This is a genomic window from Rathayibacter rubneri, assembly GCF_023743255.1.
GTDB lineage: Bacteria > Actinomycetota > Actinomycetes > Actinomycetales > Microbacteriaceae > Rathayibacter > Rathayibacter rubneri.
The window spans coordinates 124,879-149,538 of record NZ_JAMRYM010000003.1 but is presented as its reverse complement, the minus strand read 5'-3'; the positions used below and the strand labels follow the sequence as shown (position 1 = coordinate 149,538).

Below are 24,660 nucleotides of genomic sequence, written 5' to 3'. Positions count from 1 at the left end.
GAACATGTGTTCGATATTGGTTGAGTGTAGGTCGGGGGGTCTGACAATCCCTCCGTGCTGAGTGGTTCTGCGGGACGGCGGGGGAGTGGTCGGGCGCGTCGAGGCCGATCGAGCTTTGTCGGCTCCGCGGTTAGGCGGCGACGGAGGACCACCAGAGGGAGCCGGGGGCGAGCATGCCGGTGCGTCCCCAGTGAAGGGCTTCTCGGTGATCGCCGCGGCCGGCGGCGTCGCGGGGGTAGAGAGGCCACACACGTTCCCCAGAGGAGGAATCCTCGAAAAGAGGGCGGCTCGTGACGTGTGGGCGTCGAGGGCGTTCCCTTGGTGCGGAGGAGCGGTAGGCGAGTTCGGCTTGCCACCACGCCCAGACTTCGCGTTCGATGCCGTAGCGGTAGGCGCGGTCCTCGAGCAGACCGTCGACGCCGAGGACTCGGGCTGCGGTGGTGCGCAGGTCGCGAAGGGATCGTCTCCACCCATCGATGTGCTTGACGATGAGCCGGTGGCTGCGCAAGCGAGAAAGGCTTGTGGCGGCTGTGCGGGCCGTCACTCCGAGCATGCGGGCGGTGCTGTCGACCGTGACAGATGCTTCGCGTCCCAGCAGCGCGTAGACCTTCCCCGCGAGGTGTCCAAGACCTGAGCGGGTGAAGAGGTCGTGGCGTGCATCGGTGAGGTCCTTCTCAAGCAGGTCAAGGAAGACCGCGCGTTCAGAGAAAACCTGGCCGGGGGGGCGGGGGTTATTAAATGGTTGTGTCCGGACTGTGCTCGGGGTTGTGGAAAAGGTGCCGGTCAAGCGCCATTCGCTCGCGTTGCTGCCATCGGCACGGGCGACGAGCTGGACGTAGCCGTCCTCGCGGAGGGTCCGGAGGGCGCTGGCGGCTGTGGTGCGGCCGAGGCCGGAGAGCAGTGCGAGATCTCGGACGGAGGCAGCGACGGTGCGCTTTCCGGTGTGGAGGGTGAGGTAGGCCAGGGCGGTGAGGATTGTCCGCTCGGAGGTCGCGCGCTCGGTGCGACCCCATCGGCCCGGGTGCGCGCGGAACCGTTCGAGAAGGTTGCTGACGGCGGCGACGATCCCCTCGAGCTCCGTCAGATCGCGAGGCTCACGCGGGGAGGGCAGCACGGCATGCAAGGCCGCGAACTGAAGCGCTTTCTCCCACTGGCGGCCAAGTCGATCGGCGGCCTCGTGACGCGCTCGAGGGCGGCGGCTCCCGCGACCGGTGTTTTTCGTGCGGTAGTGCTCCATGCCGGGAGCGGTCTGGGCGGCATGCTCGACATCAGTCATCGTCCAGCCCGCGTGCGCGGCCGAGAGCAGGCACATGAACGCGGTCCACGAGGGGTTGGCGCCACCATCGGCCGTGGCCATGTGAGCGGCGCCTGCAGCGCTCAGTGCACGATGAGTGCGGTGCTGAGAAACAACGGCGCCCTGAGTCGGGGCAAAGTAGCGGCGGCCGGAAGGCGTCGCTTCCAGAGCGGCCGCGACCGCAACCAGCGAGGCCGGCAACACAATGGGATCCAGCAGATCCTCGACGCGGCCGCGGAGGATCCTCGACACGCTGCCATCGCGGTGAGGAGACTGCGGAGGGCGTGCAGCACCCGTGCGCGGGTTGTGCAGCATGCCGTGATCCAGCGTGCTGAAGTTCGCCTTGGCAGCGATCGCCAACCGGTCGACTTCGGCCGCGGCAGCACCGCCACGGACTCCGACCCATAGGTGGCGCCCTCCAGTTCCGGAGGACTCGCACACCACGTGAGCAACCTGATGGGCGTCGAGCACGACGGAGAGCGCGTCGCAGTCATCGGCGGCCTGCTCCATCAGGTCAGGGTCGACCCCGTGCGAGTCCTTGCCGTCGAAGTCGAAGCAAAGCAGCCGGAAGACGCCGGCGTCGTCCGCGAGGTAGATCGCCCAAGGGGTGCTCGGAGCGACGGGCGAGACCCGGAACGCCGTGGGGTACGCGTTCTCGTCCAGGCGCCCGTAAGCGTCGCGGCGCATCGTCCGCACGGTGTCGCGTGGGCTCAACCGACGGGTCAGCGACCACGCATCACCGTTGAACGTCGGCGAACCGTTAGGGCGCGCCGAGAGATCCATCATTGAATCTCCCAGCCCGTCGTGTAATCTTTCGGGCATAGAGAAGCCTCCCGTGAGGGTGGTGACTTGATTAGCTCGAACCCCGGGAGCCTGGCAGCAATGGGGGAGCGGGCTACGAAACTTGGTGAGGCCCGCTTCGGCGGGCCTCCTTCGTTTAAGCGGCTGTCGTGCGCGCCTCCTGCGGGATGGGCAGTTCGTTGTCGTGGTTTCGGCGGGGACGCGGCGCGTACTCCGGCATACCGAGGGACTCCGCCGCGAGGGCGGTGATGTACTCGCCGTAACTCAGCCCAGCGGCTGTCGCGTTGGCCTTGATGACCTCTGCAAGAGGCACCGCGGGTTTCGCCATGATGGGGACTCGCTGTCCCTTGCTCGGTCTAGCCATGGGCAAAATCATCCTGCGATTCCGTTAACGGAAACGTTAGGACGACGGTGTGTCGCCAAGTCGACGCGCTGTACCAGCCGTTCGAAGGTCGATTCGAGGTCCTGCCCGTCGACTAGGTGATCGAAGGACAGCAGCCGGAACCATCTGATGGCAGCTGTCAGGTCGGTCACCCGTGGCGCGCTCGGCGCGACGGGGGAGACGGGGAACGCGGCCGGGCAGGGGCTTTCGTCCATGCATCCGTGCGCGTCCCGGCACATTGCAGCACGAGAGCTCAATCGCCGTGTTACCACCCGCAGCGACGCAGAGATGTCACGTGCTAGCACGTAGGCGCGGCGGCGTATTGGGACTTCCGTGAGGAGATCGCTCATCTTCCGTCCCCTCGATCTAGCGGCTACCACTGATTTACAACCACATTTTACGTGGTCACGACCCTACCGCGTCGGTAGGGCGACGAGCACGAGCCCTCGGCCGCGGCGTCAACCCACCCTCGGAGCCAGGAGGCGACGCTCGACGTAGAGCGCTCGGCGTCGACGTTGTACTTCCAGGCGTGATCAGCTCCTGCCGATCCCTGAAAGCGTCGCCGTGTCGGGATGCTAGGCGACGGGGGCGAGCGGGATCTTGCGATCGCCGCCGAATGGACGACCAAGATCGGCACCGTGACCGATTGCGCCCAGTCCAGTCGAGCCAATCGAGGTTGATCGACCCCCTCAGTCCGACGATCGAGGTCAGCGCCACGACTGGATGCATAGCACGGCTCTATTTGTCGGGGTAATGTGCTTCTGTGAGTACGGGGAACAACTCAGGAGCTCAAGCAATCGGCGGCAGCGAACCAGCCGCATTCGACATACGCAGAACATTGGCCGTCTTCCACGAGCGTCGCTGGCTGGTGATCCGCGCGCTGGTCACTCACGGCCCGGCGACGTGCGATGAGCTCGCTGAGGTGACGGCGCTTCCGCCGACCTCGATCCGGCCGCCGCTGCGGGTCTTCAAGGAGCTGGGCCTGGTGGACATTCACGAGAACTCGGGGCGCGCACACACCTATGAGGTCAATCGTGCCGAGCTGCACGCAACCTGGACCGCCGCGTGCGCCGACCTTTTCCCTGAGGAGCTGTGCGCCTAGAGGCCGACTTCGGGCCGGGGCGCATCCGAGAACATGTTGGCCTCACTCTGGGCGAACAGCGCCTTGATGAACGCCTTATCCGCCCGATAGAGCACGGTTCGGCCCGGCCGATCAGCGACGGGGGTGTCAACGATGACCGCTCCCGCGTCTTCGAGCTGCACAAGGTGACGGCGCACGGTCTCGGCCGTTTTCTCCGGCACCTGCTTGCGGATGGGGCCGAAGTAGGAGCCGCGCTCGGGCTGATCGAGGTGAAGCAGAAACCACAGGATGCGGTGGTTGATCTCGTCCCCAATGACACGTATCGCCACTTTCACCCCGTCAGGTATCGGCATGGGCGAGGAGTCGGGCATGCACCAATGATGGCGCACTAAGAAACAAAACCCTCGCAGCGTTCTGTACACCCTAACACGCAGCTTGGTTGCCACCACATCTAGCGTGGTGACTAACTCGAAAAGTGATTAGGCTCGTGGTGGCGAGCCAACCTCGTCACGACGAGGGGAAACAGCGTGACCGGAACAAGGCTGACGCCGATCGCAGGCGCAGTAGCACTGTCGCTCTGCGGACTCGCGGCCTGCACGGCGAGCACGGAAGCCGCACCGGCCGACATCAGCTCATCGCAGGCGGTTTCTGCGGCATCGACTCCTGCGCCGCCGACAACAACGACGCCGAGCGCCGCTCCTACTGAGGCGGTGCCGAGCGATGCGGAAATCACCCAAGACGCCTCTGCGGAGACTTCTACCACCAGCCTCGCGACCGACGCGGTGACCGCGTTCTGCCGGCCGACCCTGAATTACGACACCTGGATCAGCGAGCTGTACCCGTTCCTGAGCCAGCAGGCCGCAGTGGCCTACGAGACAGTCGACCCGGCGAACGTGCCCTGCACGACCCTGACGGGCGCTGCGTCGGTCCGGGACGGGGACGGCGCCTTCACGATGCGGATCGTGGTTCCCACGGATGCGGGGGAGTACTCCGTGTACGTCCACCGCACCGTCGAGACAGGTCATTGGGCTGTCGAGCAGATCACCCCCTTGGCGTCGGAGTAGCCCGGTGGCGAAGGAGGGAATGGGGGTTCTCGCGGCGGTCCTGGCACCGCTTCTCGCGATCGCACTGCTGCTGTGGCTGTTGTTCTTCGGCGCCGCCGGAGACGCCAACGCGGCATGCCTGCCTGGGGGAGGACCGGTGAACGTGTCCGCGATCCTCGCGGACGCGAAGGTCGGCGCCTACGGGCACGACCAGCTCGTCAACGCCGCGCTGATCGTGAACGCGGGAGCCGCGAAGGGCCTCGGCGCCGATGGACAGATCCTCGGCGTGCAGACGGCGATCGGGGAGTCCTCGCTCGTGAACATCAACTACGGGGACGGTGCGATCAACCCGGACGGCTCGGTCGCTGACTCGATCGGTCTGTTCCAGCAGCAGTCGAGCTGGGGCACCTTCGAGCAGCGCATGGATCCCACGGCCTCGGCTGGCTTCTTCTATGACCGCCTCATGCAGGTCGAAGGCTGGCAGTCGATGGAGCCCTCGATCGCGATCAACAAGGTGCAGCGCAACGCCGATCCGAACCACTACACGAAGTACCGGTCCGACGCCGTGGCGATCATGATCTACCTCAACGGCCTCGGCAGGAGCACGACCGCATTCACGGCGACCACCGCCGCAGTCGGCGTCCCGTCGACGCCCACCGGCACCGCGCCCGCGACTCCCGCGCCGGTCGGTGGATGCGTGGCCGTCTCCGGTGACGCGCAGGCCCTCGCGGCCGGGCTCGTCACGGCGATTGAGGAGGGGCGGCTGCGCCTGCTCGAGGACCGCTACGCGCAGCAGATCCGCGACATGGCCGCGGGGACCGCCAAAGAGAACTGCGGCATCGACGTGCGGATCCTCCAGGTGATCACTATCGCTCTGAACACGTTCCCCTCGGTCGGCGTCTCGGACCTCAACCGCCAGTGCACCGGTTCGCTCCTCGGCGCCGGCACCGGCTCCTCGCACTGGATGAACGGTGGCGGGAACGCGGTCGACTTCTTCTCCTTCGACGACACCGCAACGACTGGCTGCGATCCGAACGCGCTCAAGCTCCTCAGCGTCCTCGACCCCCAGGTCCCGACGGGCTCGCGCGCCGGACAGATCCAGTGCCGCTCGACCAGCTACGAGCACATCACCCAGTTCACGGACACCCCGAACCACCTGCACTTCGACGTCGCCTATGCCGACGGACCCCTCACCACCGGATAACCGGACAACTTCGGAGCCCCACCAGGCGGAACCGAACACCCCGCACCACCACCACACGAAACGGAGCACTTCATGTCCGCACTCGCTCTCACCACCGAGCTGATCACCGCCGCCGGCAGCCTCGGCGCCGTCGTCCCCGACCCAGGCCCTGGAGGCATGCCTCCCGGGTTCGAGGCCTTCACCACCACCATGGGCTGGGCCAAGTGGGTCGGTCTCGGCGTCGCCGTCGTCGGCCTGATCGTCCTCGGCGTCACTATGACCGTCTCCGCCCGCCGCGGCGAGGGCGGAGAGATCGGCGGCTGGCTCGGCCGCCTCCTCGTCGGCGTGATCGTCGTGTCCGCCGCGTTCCCAATCGTCGGCTTCCTGATGGGTGCGTAGCGTCCGAAGGACATAGACCGCACCACCAACGAAAGGCATGACGTCATGAGCGACACGGAGCAGCGCAACCCGTTCACCAGGCGAGGTTTAATCTTCGGAACGATCATCGTCGGGATCCTCGTACTGGCCGGGATCCTGGTCGCCGTCACGTCTCTGGGCGGAGGCGACGGGCAGAACACTCCCGTCGCCTCCGCGACACCTACCGCTTCCGCCACAACCGAGATTCAGGCAGACGCCGCGAGCGTCTGCGAACTACCCGGCTACGACGAAAGCGGCACTCTCACCGCCGCACCCGTCACCGAGTGGACCATCGTCGGCACGATGGCCGCCCCCTCCTCGGACACCGCCGGCCCCGGCGTGATCGAGGACGACGGCCTGCGCAGCTGCTACGCCCACACCGTTGAAGGCGCACTCTTCTCCGTCGCAAACCTCTGGGCGATGGGCACGGACGGACGCCTTGCGGACCCTGTGCTCGATCGCCAGACCGCACCCGGAGCGGGGCGTGATGCGGCGATCGCCGCGGACATTCCACAGAGCAATACCGGCGGCAGCGTGCAGATCGTCGGCTTCCGCGTGAGCTCGTACACCGCTGACGAAGCCACGATCGACATCGCTTTCCGCTCCAACGCCAATCAGCTCCTCAGCTTCCCCGCTCCCGTGCAGTGGGTCGACGGCGACTGGAAGTCGGTCCTGACCGATGACGGTCAGCCGCCCTTCCGCCCGTCGGCGTTGCAGAACCTCGGCGGCTATATCCCTTGGACAGGTACCGAATGACAGTGACCCCACCCGCAGGCGAAGCCTGCAAGCCATGGGACGTCGTCTGCTGGTCATCAGAAGGCATCGGCAACGTCGTCTCGCAGGCATCGAACGATGCGCTGCAGCAGTTCGTGAACAACATCTTGGAGGGCTACGGCAAAGCGATCGTGTCGCTCGGCACGCTTTGGGTGAATGTTCCCTCCCCGGTGACTGTGGTCGACCGGGGAGGCGGCGTTAACGGCGGTGGAGCGCCGCCGGTGCCGGAGGCGTTCGAGACGATCCTCGGCTACGTGACGTGGGTCACCGCCGGTCTCGCGGTCATGTCTCTGATCGTTGCCGGCGTGATGATGTCCGCTCGACGCCGCTACGGAGATGGCGAAGCGCACCTCGGACGCATCGGCGTCATCCTCCTGGCCGTGATTATCCTGTCCTCCGCCTCCGCTCTCGTGACCGGGTTCCTGCCGCTGGCAATGCATTTGAACGAGTCCTCGAGCGTGGTCGGCTGGGTGCAAGGGCAGCTCGAGTGGTACGCCGGCGGTCTCGCGATCCTCTCGATCCTCGTCGCCGCAGGCCGCATGATCTGGACTCAGCGCGCGGCCGAGCTGCGCACCCTCGCCCGGTCCGTGCTGACGCTGATCGCTGTGGCCGGAGCCGGGCTCGTCGTGATCCGCCTTGCCACTCAGGCGGGTGATGAGTTCTCCGTCTGGATCCTCAACCGTTCCACCGACTGTGACGTCACCAACGGCGAGAGCAACTGCTTCGGCACGAACGTCTTCGCGATGATCTCGCTGACCGCCACCTCGGGCATCGGACTCATCGGCCTGTTCCTCCTCGGGATCCTCGCGGTCCTGATGACCTATATCCAGGTCGCGCTGATGATCTTCCGCGGCGCGATGCTCGTCGTCCTCGCGGGGATCTTCCCGATCGCCGCGGCTGCGACGAACACCGAGATCGGGCAGCAGTGGTTCAAGAAGACGATGGCTTGGACTCTCGCATTCATCCTCTATAAGCCCGCTGCGGCGATCGTCTACGCGATCGCGTTCCGGATGACCGGGACCGACCTATTCAAGTCGGACGGGACGGGGCTGTTCCAGATCGTCACCGGTCTCGCGCTGATGCTCATCGCGCTCGTGGCTCTGCCCGCGCTGATGCGATTCCTCGTCCCCGCGGTCTCCTCTGTCGGCGGCAGCGGGGGAGGGGCAGGCCTGCTCCTCGGCGCCGCCGCGGTAAGCGGCGCTGGCGATATCGCCACCGGTGCGATCCGCTCCCGCGCCGGTGGCGACAGCGGGGGAGGTGGGGGAGCTCCAGGCGGTAGCGGCGGATTCGGTTCGGCGCCGACCGGAAGCAACGCCTCCGCGGGCAGTACGGGATCGCCCGCTTCGGCTTCCGCTCCTGGCGGCGCGAGTTCCGCCGCCGGCGGGGGAGCTGCAGTCGGCGGATCGGCCGGTGGCGCAGCGACATCGGCAGGTGTCGCTGCAGCAGGCGGCGGAGCTGCCGCGGCCGCGGCTGGCGGTCCTATCGGAATCGGCGTCATGGCGGCGAGCAAGGCCGCTGAGGGAGCGAAGCAAGCAACGGGAGCGGTCAAGGCCGCGACAGAGGACGCCACCGGCGGCAACGGGAGCGGGAACTGATGACCACCACGACTCCCACCCGCAGCGCTGAGGCGCCGCGGACCTACGGCAACTGGCGCCGCCCGCAGACTGCGGGACTCGGCGGCCTCGGGCAGCTCGCCACCGGGGTGCTGTTTCTCGGCATCCTCTCCTCGATCATCGCGTCGATGTTCTCGGGACTTGGGGCCGCGCTGATCGTCGCCGCGATCTTCGGCGGGATCTTGCTGACGGTGTCGGTGAAGGACAAGCACGGGCAGAGCGCCCTCGGAAGGACGGTGAATCGCGTGAACTGGATGCGCACGAAGGCCAAGGGAGCGAACATCTACCGTTCCGGCCCCGCGGGCCGGGCGAAGTGGGGCACGTTCCAGCTCCCGGGACTTGCTGCGGCGTCGCAGCTCTCCGAGCACGAGGACTCGCACGGGCGCCGGTTCGCTCTCGTGCACGTCCCCTCGACCAAGCACTACACCGTCGTAATCGCCACGGAGCCGGACGGCGCCGCGCTGGTGGATCAGGAACAGGTCAACAACCAGGTCGCGGAGTACGGCATCTGGCTCTCCAACCTCGGAGACGAGCCCGGCATCGAAGCAGCCTCCGTCACCGTCGAGACTGCCCCCGACACAGGCACGCGGCTGCGGTCGGAAGTCGAGGGGTCGATGGACCCCGACGCACCGGAGTTCGCTCGAGCGATGCTCTCGGAGGTCGTGAGCAGCTACCCGGTCGGGTCGGCCACGATCCGCGCCTACGTCGCGATCACGTTCTCCTCGCTCTCTCGCATCGGCGGGAAGCGCCGCAACGCGAAGGAGGTCGCCGCCGACCTCGCTGCCCGCCTGCCTGGCCTGACGACGAGCCTCGCCGCGACCGGTGCGGGCGCTGCGCGGCCGCTCGGCGCTCAGGAGCTGTGCGAGGTGATCCGGGTCGCCTACGACCCCGCCGCCGCCGTCCTGATCGATGAGGCCCGCGCCTCCGGCGACGTTCCGGAGCTGTCCTGGACCGACGTCGGCCCCGCGGCCGCGGAGTCCCGGTGGGACTCGTACCGGCACGACGGCGCCGTGTCGACGTCGTGGACGATGACCTCCCCACCGCGCGGAGTCGTGCAGTCCGGGATCCTCGCCCGCCTGCTCGCTCCGCACCGCGACGTCGCCCGCAAGCGCGTCACCCTCCTCTACCGCCCCATCGACCCGGCCCGCGCCGCGGCGATCGTGGAGGCGGACCTGAACGCGGCGCAGTTCAACAGCTCCGCGTCCACCAAGCCCACCGCCCGCTCAACCCTCTCCACCCGCTCCGCCCAGGCGACCGCGGCGGAAGAGGCGGCCGGCGCCGGCCTGCTCAACTTCGGCCTGATCGTCACCGCGACCACCACCGATCCCGTGCATGAGGCCGACGCCCGCGCGGCGATCGACTCGCTGACCGCCGCGGCGCGGCTGCGGGTACGGCCGGCGTTCGGATCGCAGGACACCGTGTTCGCCGCCGGCCTGCCGCTGGGGCTCGTGCTCCCGCGCCACCTGCGCCTGCCCACCGAAGTGAGGGAGTCCCTGTGAGCCTGATCACCCGCCTGTGCTCCTCGAACAGCGACAACGAGCTCGAGCCCGGCGAGGACGTCCTGCCGGACGGTGCAGTCACCGCCGCGCACGGAGAGACCACGGGGGAGGACCTGCCCGTCGACGGTCTTCCCTCCGGCGCTGTCTCCTCGTCCGCGCAGCCCGCGGCCGCCACTACGGCGCCCTCGCGGCGAGCTGCTCGAGCACAGAGCGAGGGTCCGGTGATGGCGGTCGCGCAGCGGCCGACACTGGCTCGTGAGCGCACCCGCCCGCGCACCAGGCGCCGGGAGGGGAAGAAGGTCGAGATCCCGCACGGCGGGAAGAAGAAGGCCCAGGGGACCGCGTTGCGCCGTCCTCTGCGGCCGACGACCCGCGGGTGGCTCGGCCGCGGAGGCGGCGAGGCCGTCAACGTCACGGCCGCCGATGAGTTCCGCGGCACGACCGTGCAGGTGTGCGGGCTCTACCCGTTCTCGGTCGGGACGGGTACGCCGATGATCGGGGTGCCGCTGGGGAAGAACCTCTCCACCGGCGCCTCCGTCTGCTGCGACCCGATCAGCTGGTTCCAGCGCGCGAACCTCATCAGCAACCCGTCGATGTTCGTGCTCGGCAAGCCCGGCCTGGGGAAGTCCTCGCTGACCCGCCGCATGGCCGCCGGCCTCGCCGGGTACGGCACGATCCCCCTCGTGCTGGGCGACCTCAAGCCGGACTACGTGGATCTGATCGAAGCCCTCGACGGGCAGGTCATCCCTCTCGGCCGTGGCCGCGGGTACCTGAACATCCTCGATCCCGGCGAGGCGTCCGAGGCGGCGCAGCGCCTCCGTGACGAGGCCGACCGCTCGCTCGAGCGAGCCGGCGAGCTCGCGCACCAGGTCGACGCGCTCGGCGTCTCCGACGACACCGCGGCGATGATCGCGGAGGTCGGCCGGCTGCGCACGCACGCCGCGAAGGTGCAGCGCCTCGCGCACCAGGTCCTCGCGGACGCTCACGGCCGCCGGCACACGATGGTCGCAGCGCTCCTGACGATCCTCCGCTCCCAGCCGCCGAGCGACCGCGAAGAGACGATCATCGACCGGGCACTGAAGTACTTGGACGAGCACCACCAGGGAGTGCCGGTCCTCGCGGACCTGCTGCGCGTGATCCAGGAGGCGCCGGACGAGATTCGTCAGGTCGCCTTGGACCGCGGCGACATCGAGAAGTACAAGGACGTCACCGAGAACCTCGAAGCCTCCCTCATCGGCCTCACCACCGGTGGACGCCTGGGCGAGGTGTTCTCGAAGCAGACGACCACGCCGATGCGCCGGGACCGGCCCGTCGTCTACGACGTGTCCTCGATCGATGACTCTGAAGGCGACCTCCAGGCCGCGATCCTCCTCGCCTGCTGGTCCGCCGGATTCGGGACCGTCAACGTCGCGGCCGCCCTCGCGGACGCGGAGCTCGAACCGCAGCGGCACTACTTCGTGATCCTGGACGAGCTGTGGCGGGCGCTGCGCGCGGGCAAGGGCATGGTCGATCGCGTCGACGCCCTCACCCGCCTGAACCGCGCCCGCGGCGTGGGCCTCGCGATGATCAGCCACACGATGTCGGACCTCCTCGCTCTGGCCTCCCAGGAGGACCAGATGAAGGCGAAGGGCTTCGTGGAGCGCTCCGGCATGGTCATCTGCGGTGGCCTCCCCGGCGCGGAGATGCCGCTGCTGACGTCGGCGGTGCCGATGTCGATCGCGGAGCAGGGGATGCTCACCTCCTGGCAGGACCCGCCCGCCTGGGACCCCGTGTCCGGGCACGAGTCCGAGCCTCCCGGCCGCGGCCGCTTCCTGATCAAGGTCGGCGGACGCCCCGGGATCCCGGTGCGCGTCGAGCTGACCGCGGCGGAGAAGGAGGTCAACGACACCAACAAGCTCTGGCACGCGACCTCCCGCGCCGGCCGCGCAGCGGAACCGCTGCCCACCGATCCCGTGAACGTCGAGATCCTGCCGTGAGCGTCCTCGTCGCGCTCGGCGCGAGCTGCGTCGCAGCCGGCGCCGCCGGCGCCGCGATCGTCAGCGCGATCCGCGCCCGTCAGCGGACCGCGGACCGCGACCGGTTCCTCCTCACCGTCTGCTGGGCCGGCGTCGCGCTCCTGGCGAGCTTCGTCGCCTGGGACCAGTGGGATCGAGTGATCGCGTGAGCTGCCCGTCGACGCTCGCGTTCGAGGGCTACCTCTGGGCCTGCCAACGGGCGGCACCAGGCGATCACCGGTTCCACACGACCGACCTGCCCCGCTCGTTCGCAGAGCGGGGCCTCGCGGTCCTCTCCTGGGGGACCTCAAAGCAAGCATCCGCCGACGACCGCACGCCGCGATGGGCCGGCCCGATCTACACGGAGGATTCCGCATGAGCGCCACCGCCAACAACCGCCGCCGCGAGCCAGGCAAGACGGGCAACGACGCCCTGATGCTCGGCGCCGCCCTCGCGGCGATCGCTGCTATCGGCATCGTCTGGGTGGCCGTCGCGGTCGGTTCCAAGCTCGACGGTGTGAACGAGGGCCTGCCCTCGGATCCGTTCGAAATCATTTCGGGCCTGTTCCGCGGCCGAGTGGTGTGGTCGACGTCCGCGACGATGATCGCCGCGGCCGCCGTCGCGGTCATCGTCCTCGTCGGCCTCTGGCTCGTGTGGATGCGCTCGCTCGGACGGAAGAACCGCTCGAGCGTCGACCACGCCGCCCGATACATGGCGACGCCGCGCGATCTGGCGCCGATGATGCGCAAGCAGGCGCTCAAGAAGTCCGCCCGCCTCGGCGTCGCTGAGAACCCCGGCGTCCCGGTGGGCCGGCTGCACCTGGGGAAGCAGATGCTCTACGCCTCGTTCGAGGACATGATGCTGCTGATCGCCGGCCCCCGCGTGGGCAAGTCGACCTCCCTCGTCATCCCCGCGATCATGGCCGCCCCCGGCGCCGTGGTCACGACGTCGAACAAGCGCGACGTGCTCGACGCAACCAGGGACGTCCGCGCCGCCAAGGGCCGTGTGTGGGTGTTCGACCCGCAGCGCGTCGCGTTCGAGGACGCGACCTGGTGGTGGAACCCCCTCTCCTACGTCACCGACGACACGAAAGCCGCGAAGCTCGCGACGCACTTCGCCTCCGGTACCCGGGCGATGAACGCGAAGACAGACGCCTACTTCGACGGCAAGGGCCAAGAGCTGCTGTCCGACCTGCTGCTCGCGGCCGCGGCCGGCAACCGGCCGATCAGCGACGTGCTGCTCTGGCTGACCTCCGTCGAGGACGAGACACCCGTCGAGCTCCTGCACGACAACGGCTACCCGACCAACGCGCGAGCGGTCCGCGGCATCATGAACACCGCCGACAAAGCCCGCGACGGGATCTACTCGACCGCGCAGGGCATGGCCGTGTGCTTGAAGAGCGCCGCGACCGCCGACTGGGTGAACGCCCGCCCGAACGACACCCGCCCGCAGTTCGCCCCGGAGACGTTCGTCACGTCGACCCAGACGCTGTACTCGCTGTCGAAGGAGGGCGCCGGCACCGCCGGCCCCCTCGTCACCGCCCTGACCGCCGCGACGATCGAGGCCGCGGAGGAGCACGCCGCGCGCTCGCGCGGCGGGCGCCTCGCGACGCCGCTCGTGGCCGTTCTCGATGAGGCAGCGAACGTCTGCCGGTGGAAGGACCTCCCCGACCTGTACTCGCACTACGGCTCGCGCGGGATCCCGATCATGGCCGTGTTCCAGTCCTGGTCGCAGGGCGTCGGCGTGTTCGGCAAGGAGGGCATGCTCAAGCTGTGGTCCGCGGCGAACGTGAAGCTGTACGCCGGCGGAGTCGCGGAAGACGAGTTCCTGCGCACCCTCTCCGAGCTGATCGGCACCTACGACAAGGAGACCACCTCCGCCAGCTACAACAAGGGCGTCCGCTCCACCACCTCAGCACTGCGGCGAGAGAAGATCCTCGAAGTCGCCGACCTCACCAGCATGGGCCGCGGCCGCGCGATCATGCTCTCCTCCGGCGCCCGCGCCGCCCTCGTCGACACCGTGCCCTGGTACAACGGCCCCAAGGAGCAGGTCGCCGCGATCAACGCCTCCATCGCCGCGCACGACGCGAGCAGCGGACCGGCGAACGCCGCGCCGGTGTCGCCCGTCGTGACGGTGATGCCTCCGCTCGAGGCGCAGCCAGCGGCGGAGCTCGACGTGGAGCAGGGCTCGGAGAACCGGAGCGCGTGATGAGCGACGAGGACGTGTTCGACGTCGAGCCGGATCCGCTCTCGGCACCCGCTCAAGTTGTCGACGTGCAACCGGAGTCGGCGCAGGCCGCGGCGGACGAGGTGCCACCGACGTACTTCGGCTCGGCCGACGAGTGGGTGCGGAAGTTCCTCCTGCCCTCCTACCGACGCCGCGTGACGGCCAAGGGCCAGAACGGCGGAGAGCGGTGGGCAGCCGAGTGGTGGGGCAGCGTGGAGGCGCTGACCCGCATCGAAGCGCTCTGGCGGATGTGGGAGGAGGTTCGCACGAGCCCTGCCGACCTCAGCGCCTACTGGATCAATCACCTCGACCCGCACATGAGAGTCCTGCTCTCCCATACAGGACCGTTCGCGACTTCGACCGACGAGAACCGGACCGGAGAGAGGCTTCCCTACGTCGAGCCACCAAGGGGCATGTTTTCGCCAGATCTGCAGAAGTGACGACCGATATTCGGCCGAAGATTTTGTGAGGTCACCGTGACAAAGAGAGCCAGGTCGGTGTCGACACAGTCCTCCCTCCGAAGGCTTGACGCTTCACGCTTCCACTGACCAGCTGAGCCACGATGGGCAGTCTTCTGTCCTACAAAAGGCCCTGTGGAGAGTGCGCTCCAGAAAAACGTAGCGCAGTGGAGGCAACGAGCGCCCTTGACAACGGTAGACGGAGAGCGCTTTCCTTAACCGGCGCTGCGAAGGTGCGCGCACAATCCAACGGAGGATCTGCATGAAAACCCTCAGCCGCCGACGAATCCTGCGGGTTCCGTCCGTGTTCGTTCTTCTCGCCGCTCTTCTAGCAGGGCTAGTCGGCACTGCACCGGTAGCCGCGGCCGCTGAGGCTCCGTCCATCTCGACCGCGATCAGCCTTGTCACGTCGACCGGACCGACCGGCCTCAAGCACCCTGCGATTGGCGTGACCGCACCGGAGCTGGAGAGCACGCGGGCGAAGCTCCTCGCCGGTCAGGCGCCCTGGACCGATTACTACTCGGCAATGCTCTCCTCGAGTTTCGCGTCTCGGACGCTGCGCTCAGCGAATCTCGGGTCCTCGGACACCACTCCGGCTGACGCCCGCTACGACGACGCGTCCGACTCGAGCCGCCTCTGGACGGATGCGGAGGGCGCTTACACCCAGGCCGTCCTCTACTACTTCACCGGAGATGCGGTCTATCGGGAGAATGCGCTGCGGATCCTTCGGGTGTGGGAGAACATGAACCCTTCCGGCTACGTCCGCTACCCGGACTCGTACATTAAGACCGGCATCGTCTTCTACAAGCTCGTCGCCGCGGCAGAGCTGATCCGCTCGTCCACCTTCACGCAGGGCGCGTCGTCGTACCCGCTCGAGTGGAGCGCTCAGGACCAGGCGAAGCTGAGCGACAACTTCATCGTCCCGATGACGGAGTCGATCCTGCACGACAACAGCTACTACATGAACCAGTTCAGCATCCCGCTGCTGGGTGCGATGGCTGGCTACATCTTCCGCGATGACAGGGCCCGCTACGACGAGAGCGTCGAGTGGTTCACCGTCAACTCGACCGCCCCTGACCCGGCGATCAACGGAGCACTGACCGGCATCTTCCGCGAGATCCCAGCCGATGCGCCCTACAACACCTACGGCTACTCCTTCGTGCAGCACCAGGAGATGGCACGAGACCAGGCGCACGGCGGCGGCGATGTGAACATCCTCACCGCGCTCGCCCGCGTCGTGGACTCTCAGGGCACGAAGGTCGACCCGGAGGACGGAACCGCCTCGACTGCGGCCGACGCCGTCTCTCCGTACGCCTTTAAGGACTACCGGCTCCTGCGCGGAGTGAACCAGTTCGTGGGCTTCATGATGGGTTACGACGTCCCCTTCGTGGACATCACCGGTGGGCCGGCGAAGCTCTCGCAGTGGTACCGCGGTCGCTGGTCCGATTCGCTCAGCGAGCTCTACAACATTTACGCGCGCGAGCTCGGCGTCGATGTCGCGACCATCGCTCCGTACGTCGCCCAGCAGCACGAGCAGCAGGACCCTGCGATGTTCTACAACTTCCCCAGCCTCGAGATCGGAACCGCGGTCAGCGGCGACACCGACGGCCGGCGCACCTTCTGGGGTGGCAGCATGCCCGGCGCCGAGTACTGGCTCGCGCTTCCCGACGCCGCCTCGGCCGATGTGATCGCCCCTCAGAACGGGTCGCCCGTCACCTTTGAGCAGAAGGGATCGGTCATCTCGGGTGACGCGACTGCCGTCGATTCCGGAGCAGTCCTCCGAGTGATGCCCGGTGAGGACGGGACGGTCGTCGCCGTCCGCTCGCTCGTCTACGGCCCCCGGATCTCCTTCAGCCCCGTCGGTGTCCGCGTGCGAACCACCGAGCCGGCCACTCTCGAAGTCAGCAGGCTCCCCGACGTCGACCCGTACCAGACGGTCACGATCCCCGACACGGAGGGACAGTGGCGCTGGATCAGTTACGACATGAATCAGTCCGTCGTCCCGCTTCCCGAGATGGGCGACAACCACCTCGCGTACTACGCCTTCACGAGCAGCTGCACGAGCAGCGACGCCGACTGCGCCATTGACCTGGACAAGGTCGACGTCCAGGCCGGCGACACCCTGACTCCGCCGGTCTTCGACCGCGGTGCGTCGACCACGGTGATCGGAGTGCAGGGGCAGGCGCTGAGCGCCGACCTGTCCGCGAAGGATCCGGGAGGCTCCCTCGCCTACACCGGCCACGACCTGCCCAGCGGCGCCGTGCTGAACGGCTCGACCGGAGCCTTGACCTTGACTCCGAACGCTCCAGGCACGTCCCGCCTCGTCGTGCAGGCGGACGACGGAACCACCGGAGCCGCCCTCGCGGTGACGATCGAGGTCGTCGCCGATCGGCCCGCCGCGATCGCCCGTGCACGAGCAGCGTTCGACGAGCAGGCGGTGTACACCTCGACGACTCGAACGGCCTACGACAGCGCCCTCGCCGCCGCCGACGCTCTCGTGGCCTCCGGCAGCAGCAGTGCGTTCGACGCTGCGCTGCTCGAACTCCAGGAAGCGACGGCCGCTCTCGCCCTGCTCTCCCCGCGCGCCTCCGACGGCTCTCTCGACTACGTCGACATCGCCACCTCGTCCATCGGGTCCGCGAAGCTGGGCAACCTGCTCGACTTCGACGCCGAGACCTTCTCCGGGGACCTCTCGGTCGACTCGATGACGCTCGACTTCGGAACCGCCTACCGCGTCCGAGCCGATGCGTTCAGCCTCCAGGCCCGCTACCTGTGGGGGAGCCGACTGGCAGGTACCGCTGTCTACGGATCGAACGACAACGTCACCTGGACGAAGCTGACCCCTGCCTCGACGACGAACACGAACGCGAACGAGACCCTCGCTGTCGCCCAGGAGCACCGGGACTCGTCCTTCCGCTTCCTCAAGCTCCAGGACTCGAACTTCTCGGGCATCCTCAGCGTGGGCGAGTTCCGGATCGACGGCGAACGGGTCGAAGCCGCCTCCGCGGTCTCCTCCGCGACGATCACGTCCTCGAACTCGTCGAAGGGGCGGGCGGCGAACGGTGACACCGTCACGCTCTCGTTCACCACGTCCCAGGACGTGACGGACGTCCGAGGAACGATCGAAGGGGCCGCGGCGACGATCTCGGGCGGCCCGCGCTCCTGGACCGCGACAGCAGTCCTGCCTGCTGATGTCACGTCCGGGCGACCGGTCGCGTTCAGCATCGGATACCGTCTCGCCGACGGGACCTCGGCCGATCCGCTCGTCGTGACGTCCGACGGCTCCACACTGTTCCTCTCGAACGAGACCACGATGATCCGCGGGCTTCCGGGCATCGTCGACACGATCAACTCCGCCGGCGAGCTCGACCCGAGTCGCGCTTCCCAGATCGCGAAGACGTTCGACGGCGACCGCTCGACCTTCTCCGACATCGGGCAGGACAACGGCGCGTTCGCCGCGATCCTCGACACTCGCGAGGGCGGCTCGATCGCACTCTCGCGAGTCGAGCTGCAGGTCCGCCAGGACTCCTGGGGCACCAGCCGCGCGGGACGCCTCCACCTCGAAGGATCGAACGACCTCACCACGTGGACGACGCTGACGGGGAACGCGACCGCCACTCTCGACTGGCAGACGCTCGCGGTGAGCAGCACCTCCGCGTTCCGCTACCTCAAGATCGCGAACGGCGACTGGATCAACATCGCGGAACTACGACTGTTCGGCACCCATGTCGCGCCACCGGCGTCGTTCATCGCCACCTCGACGCTCACGAGCAGCAACAGCGTTCCCAAGCTCGCCGTTGCCGGAGACACCGTCACTCTGGCGATCACCGGTACCGAGCCCCTCGCCGGCGTCCGCGTCACCCTCGCGGGAGTCCCTGCCGCTGTCACCGGATCCGGAACGGCGTGGAGTGCATCCGCGGTCGTCCCCGCCACGGCCGCACTGGGATCGAGGGTCGCGTCGCGGGTCGAGTACACCACCGCCGGGGGAGCGGCAGGTCGACCATCGACCACCACCACGGACGGATCGACGGTCACCGTCAGCACCGGTGACCGTCTGATCTCGGATCTCCCCTCGCGGGTCACCACGATCGGCCTCACCGGCACGGCCGAGACGGCGAAGACCGTGCACCTGCAGCGCATGACCGACTCGGTGGCGAGCACCTTCTCGGACATCGGCGCGGTGGGCGGTGCCTACTACCTCGTGATGGACGCGGGAGAGGACGAGAACTTCGACCTGGAACGCGTCGAGCTGCTCGTGCGCCAGGACTCCAACGGCACCAGCCGGGCCTCGAGCCTGCACCTCGAGGCCTCGACCGACCTCACCTCCTGGACGACGATCACCACCTCGGCCAAGGGAACGCTTGCCTGGCAGGAGCTGGCGCTGACCAACGCCGACCCGGCTCCGTTCCGGTATCTGAGGATCGCCAACAACACCTGGATCAACATCGCCGAGATCCGGTTGTTCGGCGCGATCGCGCCCCTCCCCGACCCTGCACTGGCGACCTCGGCCATCAGTACGGGGTCGCCCCAGACCGTCGAGGCGGGCACCGCGATCGCCGCTCGAGGGATCGAAGCACATCGCGCCGACGGCTCGCCCGCAGCAGGCCGCGACGTCCTCTTCACCGTCGACGGCGCGGCACGCTTCACCGACGGAGGAACGACGTCGACAAGCACCACCGATGCCTCCGGACGCGCTGAGCACGCACCACTCACTGCCGCTGCCGAACCCGGGGAGGCGACCGTCACCGCGACCGTCGACGGGATCTCGGTCACCCTTCCGACGGTGACCGTCACCGCGAAGCCCGCAGCCCCGATGGTCTCGGCGGCCGCGCACACGGAGATCGTCAAGAAGAAGGTCGTCCTCGTGGTCGCCGTCACCAACCCGGAGAGTGCGGCCGTGAGTGCCGTCGTCCGGACGGCCCACGGAACGACGACGATCGAGAGCATCGCTCCGGGCGCCACCGAGAGCGTGACCATCCCCACGAAGAAGAAGACGGTTCCCGCGGGAGCAGCGACCGTCGTCATCACGCGCCCCGGTGAAGCGGATCGGACCCTCACGGCTCCGTACGACGCCCGGTAGGCGGGTACGAGACCGTTCCCGCTGGCGCTGCCCGCTGAGACGTCGCTGCCGTTGCTGCACGGAGCGCATCCGCTCACGTCGGCAACGGCAGCGTCGCCCGATCACCGGGTCGGAGGTGGGAGGTCTGCACCAGCGGTCCAGTCGCGGACGGTGGACACGAACCATGTCGGCGCCTCCTCATGGAGGAAGTGGCTCTGGACGGGGGCGATGCGGATCGAGACCGGGCCGCTCCCGTCGGCAGCGCGGTGCTCCGTCGCCGCGCGGTCGCGGGTCGGGTACAGCGCGAGCGTCGGCAGGCGTCGGCTCCGCAGATACTCGACGGCGGCGTCAGCCGCGCCGAACGACTCCGGAGCGAGGTAGAGCGACTCGAAGGCGTCGGCGAGCACGCGAGGGGACGCACGCAGCAGGTCCTTCCGCGCCCTGCCGATCAGGGCTTCGGGGGCATCGGAGGAGAACGCTCGGCCGACGTCGGCCGCGGCCTTCGCGGGACCGGCGGCTCGGTACTCGTGCAGCCGCGCCGGCGCACTGCCCATCTCCTCGTCGTCCGCCCCGTAGGCGGGATCGATCACGACGAGCGAGTCGATCGAGCGCGGCTCGGACACCGCGGCTGCTGTGACCACCGCGCCACCCATCGAGTGGCCGATCAGCGTGACCCTGCCCGGACCGAGCGTGTCGACGACCTCGAGCACGTCGCTCGCCAAGCGCGGGATCGAGGCGCGGGCGGAGCCGGCCTCCGATCCGCCGTGACCGCGGAGGTCCAGCGTGACCACGTCGCCCAGGTCGAGGAGCCCCTCGATCGACTCGTCCCAGCTCGCCGAGCTGCAGCCCCATCCGTGCACGAGGACGAAGCGGCGCCCCGCTCGGCCCGGGAAGCGGCGGACGCGCAGGGCCGCACCGCCGGCACGGACCCACTCCGCCGGCAGAGAGTTCACCAAGGAGGCGTAGGATGCGTCTGGATACCGCTCTCCATCAGTCACGGCGCTATTTTACGCGGCTTTCCTTGACATCGGGAACGGAGCGGCTCCACTATTGGAAAACGCATTCCGGCGGAGGAGATCCGACCGGCCGGCGTCCCAGGACCACAAGGAGCAATGATGCTGAAGACAACGAGGCCGCCTTCCGCGTGCCGCGCCCACGAGCGCGGATCGAGCGGGCCCGGTGCGGAGTGGACGCGATGACGACCACCATCACCACGGACGGCCACCAGTCGGCGCTGGGAGCGGATGTCGCCGTCAGCCGGAAGCAGGGTCGCCGGCCCAAGCGCCTCGGCGACGGGGGACGCCAGCCGCGGGACTACGGTCTCGTGATCCTCGCGGTGCCCGCGATCATCCTGTTCCTGGTGTTCTCCTACGCGCCGATGGCCGGCCTGATCGTGGCGTTCCAGGACTTCTCCGTCAGCTCGGGGATCTTCGGCTCGCCGTTCGTCGGATTCGACAACTTCGCCTTCTTCTTCACCTCGGGCGACGCCGGCCGGATCCTCGCCAACACCCTGTTCCTCAACGTCCTCTTCCTCGCAGCGACGCTCCTCTCCGGGATCCTCCTCGCGCTGATGCTCAACGAGATCCGCGGGAAGACGACGAAGAAGTTCCTGCAGTCGGTGATCTTCATCCCGTACTTCGTCTCGCCCATCGTGGTCAGCATCTTCCTGCAGTCCTACCTCGCCGGGGTCGGCGGGCGCGGCGGCATGGTGAACGACATGCTGAACGTCTTCGGAGCACCGTCGATCAGCTGGTACACCGAGCCCGGTCCGTGGCCGTGGATCCTCACCATCGTCAAGGTGTGGCAGCAGGGCGGGTACCTCTCGGTGATCTTCCTCGCGGCGCTCACCGCGATCCCCGAGGAGGTGTACGAGGCCGGCCAGATCGACGGAGCATCGCGCTGGCAGATGGCCCTGCGCATCACCACGCCGCTGCTCATGCCGACCGCGGCGATCCTGCTCGTCCTCGGCGTCGGACGCATCTTCTACGGAGACTTCGGCACCATCTACGCGATCGTCGGTGACAACGGGACTCTCTTCTCGTCCACCGACGTCATCGACACCTACGTCTTCCGTTCCCTCAGAACCCTGGGCGACTTCGGGACCACCGCGGCGATCGGGCTGTTCCAGTCCGTCGTCGGATTCGTCCTCGTCGTCCTCGCGACGCTCGTGCAGCGGCGCTACGCCAAGGAGACCTCGCTGCTATGAGCACTGTCCTGACCCCCGATGTCCCGACGGCCGTCCCCGATGACCAGGGGACGCCGACGACCGTGCCGAGTCGACCCCGCCGCCGTCCGGAGACGTTCACGATCATCAGCTACGTGGGGACGTCGCTGTTCGCTCTCGCCTGCCTGATCCCGTTCTGGATGGTCGTCGCCGGATCCTTCACCGACGAATCCGTGCTCTCCCGCACCGGGTACTCGTTCTGGCCCACCCCGTTCTCGGTCGAGGCCTATGCGACTCTCTTCGCGGGGGGCCGGCTGTGGATGGCGTACGGCGCGTCGATCTTCATCACCGTCGTCGGAACCGCGATCGCGCTCGCGGCGACCTCCGGCATCAGCTGGGTCATCGCGCGCGGTCTTCCGCGCCTGAGCACGTCGCTCGCCGTGTTCGCCTACATCCCCATGCTCTTCACCGGAGGGCTCGTCCCGCTCTACATCCTGGTCACGCAGGTGCTGCAGCTGCAGAACTCCCTCTTCTCCGTGATCCTGCCTCTCGCACTCGCTCCCTTCCTCGTCTTCGTGCAGGTGTCCTTCTTCAGGGCCGTCCCCGTCGAGATCCTCGACTCGGCGAAGATCGACGGCGCGGGCGAGCTGCGCGTCTTCTTCCAGATCGTGCTTCCGCTCTCGAAGCCGGTGCTCGCCGTCATCGCCCTGTTCTACGGGGTCACCTACTGGAACGACTGGTTCCACGCCCTGCTGTTCATCACGGACGTCGACCAGTACCCGCTCCAGCTCGTGCTGCAGAACCTCATCGCGAGCATCGGCAACGCCAACAACCTGTCGCAGACGGGAACGGCACCCGCCTACCAGATCCGCCTCGCCATGACGGTCGTGACGATCGCCCCCATCCTCTTCGCCTACCCCTTCGCCCAGCGGTACTTCGTCAAGGGCCTCACCCTCGGAGCGACGAAGGGCTGACGCCCCTCTCGCAGCTCTCCACCCACGCGACCTCCCCCTCACGGAGGCCCGCCGACCGAGCCTGCACTCGGCAGCCGGCGATCACATTCGAAAGGAACTCCTCATGGCACCGATCACCACTGCTGCTGGTCGCGGCTTCTCCCGGCGCGGCTTCCTCGCGGGAGGAGCCGGCGCAGCCGCGCTGCTCTCCCTCGCCGCCTGCACGGGCGGAGGCGGCTCCTCCGGCTCGTCGAGCGAGCTCAGCCTGCTGCTGCCGGGCGTCGCACCCACCGGCTGGAGCGCCGTCCTCGCCGCGGTCAACACGAAGCTCGAGAAGGACCAGGGCTTCACCATCAAGCCCGAGTTCATCAACTGGCAGAACTACTCCAACCAGTCGCTCCTCAAGTTCACCGCCGGCGAGAACTTCGCGACGGCGCTCAGCGCCCGCTGGCTGAACATCTCGAAGCTGATCTCGGACGGGGCCCTCACCGGTTTGAGCTCGCAGCTCGCTTCCGGAACGTACTCGAACCTCGCCTCGACGATCTCGACCGAGGCTCTCGAAGCCAACCGCTGGAGCGACGGAGAGCTGTACGGCGTGCCGGCGGTCAACTCGGCCGGACGCATCCACCACTACAGCGTGCGCGGGGACCTCGCGGACACGTACGCCGGCGGCACCATCGACTCCTACGACGCTCTCGAGAAGTTCTGGTACGACGTCAAGCAGAAGGAGGGCATCACCCCCTACGTGGCGCGGCTCAGCACCTTCTCGTCCATCGGCGCACCCACGGGCGTGTTCTACCGTCAGGGCTGGGAGAAGCCCGACATGATCCCGGTCTACTTCTCGGCCGACTCGCTCATGTTCGTCCCCGCCGCCGACGCCACCGCCACCGGGTCCTCGAAGCTCGTCCCGTTCTGGGAGCACGAGCCGTACGTCGAAGCCCTGCGCGCGACCCGCCAGTACTACCTCGACGGCATCATCAACGCGGACATGCTCAACATCGACGCGGCGACGGTCCAGTCCCAGTTCCAGAGCGGAGCTGCAGCCTCGACCTGGGCCATCACGGACGGCACCGCGACCACCACCAACCTGCCCGGCCTGCTCAAGGCCGTGCCCGGCGCCTCCCTGCTGGACGTCATGCCCTTCGCCGAGGGGCTCGACGCGAAGCCGAACCAGCTGTTCCAGGCCGACAACATCGTCGTCGTCAACAAGGCGAGCAAGAACCAGGAGCAGGCGCTGCAGCTGCTCGACTGGGTCTCCATCGCCGAGAACCACGACCTTCTGGAGTACGGCGTCGAGGGGAAGGACTGGAACGCCGTGGGCGAGGACAGCTTCGAGTCGATCTCGGACTACAACAACTTCCCCGGCTACGCCCTCAGCTGGCGCGTCCCGCTCGAGCGTCTCTCGAGCACCATCGCCGAGTCCGAGAAGCAGAACTTCCTCTGGGCGAAGGACTACGAGAACTTCACGACGGATCCGTTCGCCTCGTTCATCCCCGACCTCGCCCCGGTCGAGGCCGAGAACGCGCAGATCACCCAGGCGCTGGCGCAGTACGGCAATCCGCTCTACGCGGGCGCGGTCGACGTCGACAAGGGCCTCGACGACCTCAAGAAGGCGGTCGAGGCCGCCGGTCTCGACAAGGTGCAGGCCGAGCTCGAGAAGCAGGCGAACGCCTACCTCGCGGCGAAGTGAGGCGACCGGTGAGTGCGCTGCCCCTCCGC

Annotated in this window: 19 protein-coding genes; 15 read left to right on the top strand and 4 right to left on the bottom strand. The window is 68.0% G+C overall.

Going from position 1 to position 24,660, the window contains the following annotated elements; all coding sequences use genetic code 11:
- Positions 1-130 precede the first annotated feature (130 nt).
- The gene (locus NB037_RS02460; protein WP_251943330.1) at positions 131-2,080 is read right to left on the bottom strand and encodes a hypothetical protein; all 1,950 of its coding nucleotides are present in this window, start codon (positions 2,078-2,080) and stop codon (positions 131-133) included.
- Positions 2,081-2,467: 387 nt separating this feature from the next.
- Entirely contained in the window at positions 2,468-2,827 is a 360-nt protein-coding gene (locus NB037_RS02455; protein ID WP_251943328.1) for a hypothetical protein, read from the bottom strand.
- A 488-nt stretch (positions 2,828-3,315) separates the two neighbouring features.
- Here NB037_RS02455 and NB037_RS02450 point away from each other — a divergent pair, with 488 nt between their 5' ends.
- Positions 3,316-3,579, top strand: a complete 264-nt coding sequence (locus tag NB037_RS02450) for a helix-turn-helix domain-containing protein (RefSeq protein ID WP_251943326.1) — start codon at positions 3,316-3,318, stop codon at positions 3,577-3,579.
- On the opposite strand, the gene NB037_RS02445 is transcribed toward NB037_RS02450, so the two are convergent.
- Positions 3,576-3,929: a helix-turn-helix transcriptional regulator gene (locus NB037_RS02445; RefSeq protein ID WP_251943324.1), complete on the bottom strand. Its 354-nt coding sequence runs from the start codon at positions 3,927-3,929 to the stop codon at positions 3,576-3,578. The genes NB037_RS02450 and NB037_RS02445 overlap by 4 nt on opposite strands.
- Before the next feature lie 156 nt (positions 3,930-4,085).
- Here NB037_RS02445 and NB037_RS02440 point away from each other — a divergent pair, with 156 nt between their 5' ends.
- From NB037_RS02440 to NB037_RS02390, 11 genes are all read left to right on the top strand, one after another.
- Positions 4,086-4,622: a hypothetical protein gene (locus tag NB037_RS02440; RefSeq protein ID WP_251943322.1), complete on the top strand. Its 537-nt coding sequence runs from the start codon at positions 4,086-4,088 to the stop codon at positions 4,620-4,622.
- A 19-nt stretch (positions 4,623-4,641) separates the two neighbouring features.
- Entirely contained in the window at positions 4,642-5,805 is a 1,164-nt protein-coding gene (locus NB037_RS02435; protein WP_251943320.1) for a hypothetical protein, read from the top strand.
- Between the two features lie 72 nt (positions 5,806-5,877).
- Positions 5,878-6,183 (top strand): hypothetical protein, encoded by a 306-nt coding sequence (locus NB037_RS02430; RefSeq protein ID WP_251943319.1) that lies wholly within the window; start codon positions 5,878-5,880, stop codon positions 6,181-6,183.
- 45 nt (positions 6,184-6,228) lie between these two features.
- Positions 6,229-6,957 carry a DUF8175 domain-containg protein gene (locus NB037_RS02425; RefSeq protein WP_251943317.1) on the top strand — a complete coding sequence of 243 codons (729 nt, stop codon included), beginning with the start codon at positions 6,229-6,231 and terminating at the stop codon, positions 6,955-6,957.
- Positions 6,958-6,959: 2 nt separating this feature from the next.
- Complete coding sequence (locus tag NB037_RS02420; RefSeq protein WP_251943316.1) at positions 6,960-8,570, top strand: TrbL/VirB6 family protein; 1,611 nt, start codon at positions 6,960-6,962, stop codon at positions 8,568-8,570.
- On the top strand, positions 8,570-10,087 hold the full coding sequence (locus NB037_RS02415; protein WP_251943314.1) for an SCO6880 family protein: 1,518 nt from the start codon (positions 8,570-8,572) through the stop codon (positions 10,085-10,087). Before NB037_RS02420 ends, NB037_RS02415 begins: the two co-directional genes overlap by 1 nt.
- A 224-nt stretch (positions 10,088-10,311) precedes the next feature.
- The gene (locus NB037_RS02410) at positions 10,312-12,063 is read left to right on the top strand and encodes a putative type IV secretion/conjugal transfer ATPase (protein WP_372490676.1); all 1,752 of its coding nucleotides are present in this window, start codon (positions 10,312-10,314) and stop codon (positions 12,061-12,063) included.
- Positions 12,060-12,251: a hypothetical protein gene (locus NB037_RS02405; protein WP_251943311.1), complete on the top strand. Its 192-nt coding sequence runs from the start codon at positions 12,060-12,062 to the stop codon at positions 12,249-12,251. Before NB037_RS02410 ends, NB037_RS02405 begins: the two co-directional genes overlap by 4 nt.
- Positions 12,252-12,456: 205 nt before the next feature.
- Positions 12,457-14,289, top strand: a complete 1,833-nt coding sequence (locus NB037_RS02400) for a type IV secretory system conjugative DNA transfer family protein (RefSeq protein ID WP_251943309.1) — start codon at positions 12,457-12,459, stop codon at positions 14,287-14,289.
- Positions 14,289-14,747: a DUF4913 domain-containing protein gene (locus tag NB037_RS02395; protein WP_251943307.1), complete on the top strand. Its 459-nt coding sequence runs from the start codon at positions 14,289-14,291 to the stop codon at positions 14,745-14,747. Before NB037_RS02400 ends, NB037_RS02395 begins: the two co-directional genes overlap by 1 nt.
- Positions 14,748-15,213: 466 nt before the next feature.
- Positions 15,214-19,845, top strand: a complete 4,632-nt coding sequence (locus tag NB037_RS02390; protein WP_251943304.1) for an alginate lyase family protein — start codon at positions 15,214-15,216, stop codon at positions 19,843-19,845.
- A gap of 101 nt (positions 19,846-19,946) precedes the next feature.
- On the opposite strand, the gene NB037_RS02385 is transcribed toward NB037_RS02390, so the two are convergent.
- Positions 19,947-20,777 carry an alpha/beta fold hydrolase gene (locus NB037_RS02385; protein WP_251943302.1) on the bottom strand — a complete coding sequence of 277 codons (831 nt, stop codon included), beginning with the start codon at positions 20,775-20,777 and terminating at the stop codon, positions 19,947-19,949.
- Between the two features lie 242 nt (positions 20,778-21,019).
- Between NB037_RS02385 and NB037_RS02380 the strand changes: the two genes are divergently transcribed.
- From NB037_RS02380 to NB037_RS02370, 3 genes are all read left to right on the top strand, one after another.
- The gene (locus NB037_RS02380; protein ID WP_251943300.1) at positions 21,020-22,030 is read left to right on the top strand and encodes an ABC transporter permease; all 1,011 of its coding nucleotides are present in this window, start codon (positions 21,020-21,022) and stop codon (positions 22,028-22,030) included.
- Complete coding sequence (locus NB037_RS02375; RefSeq protein WP_251943299.1) at positions 22,027-22,962, top strand: carbohydrate ABC transporter permease; 936 nt, start codon at positions 22,027-22,029, stop codon at positions 22,960-22,962. The genes NB037_RS02380 and NB037_RS02375 overlap by 4 nt, the downstream gene beginning before the upstream one ends.
- Positions 22,963-23,065: 103 nt before the next feature.
- Positions 23,066-24,631 carry an ABC transporter substrate-binding protein gene (locus NB037_RS02370; protein WP_251943297.1) on the top strand — a complete coding sequence of 522 codons (1,566 nt, stop codon included), beginning with the start codon at positions 23,066-23,068 and terminating at the stop codon, positions 24,629-24,631.
- The last annotated feature ends 29 nt before the right edge of the window (positions 24,632-24,660 follow it).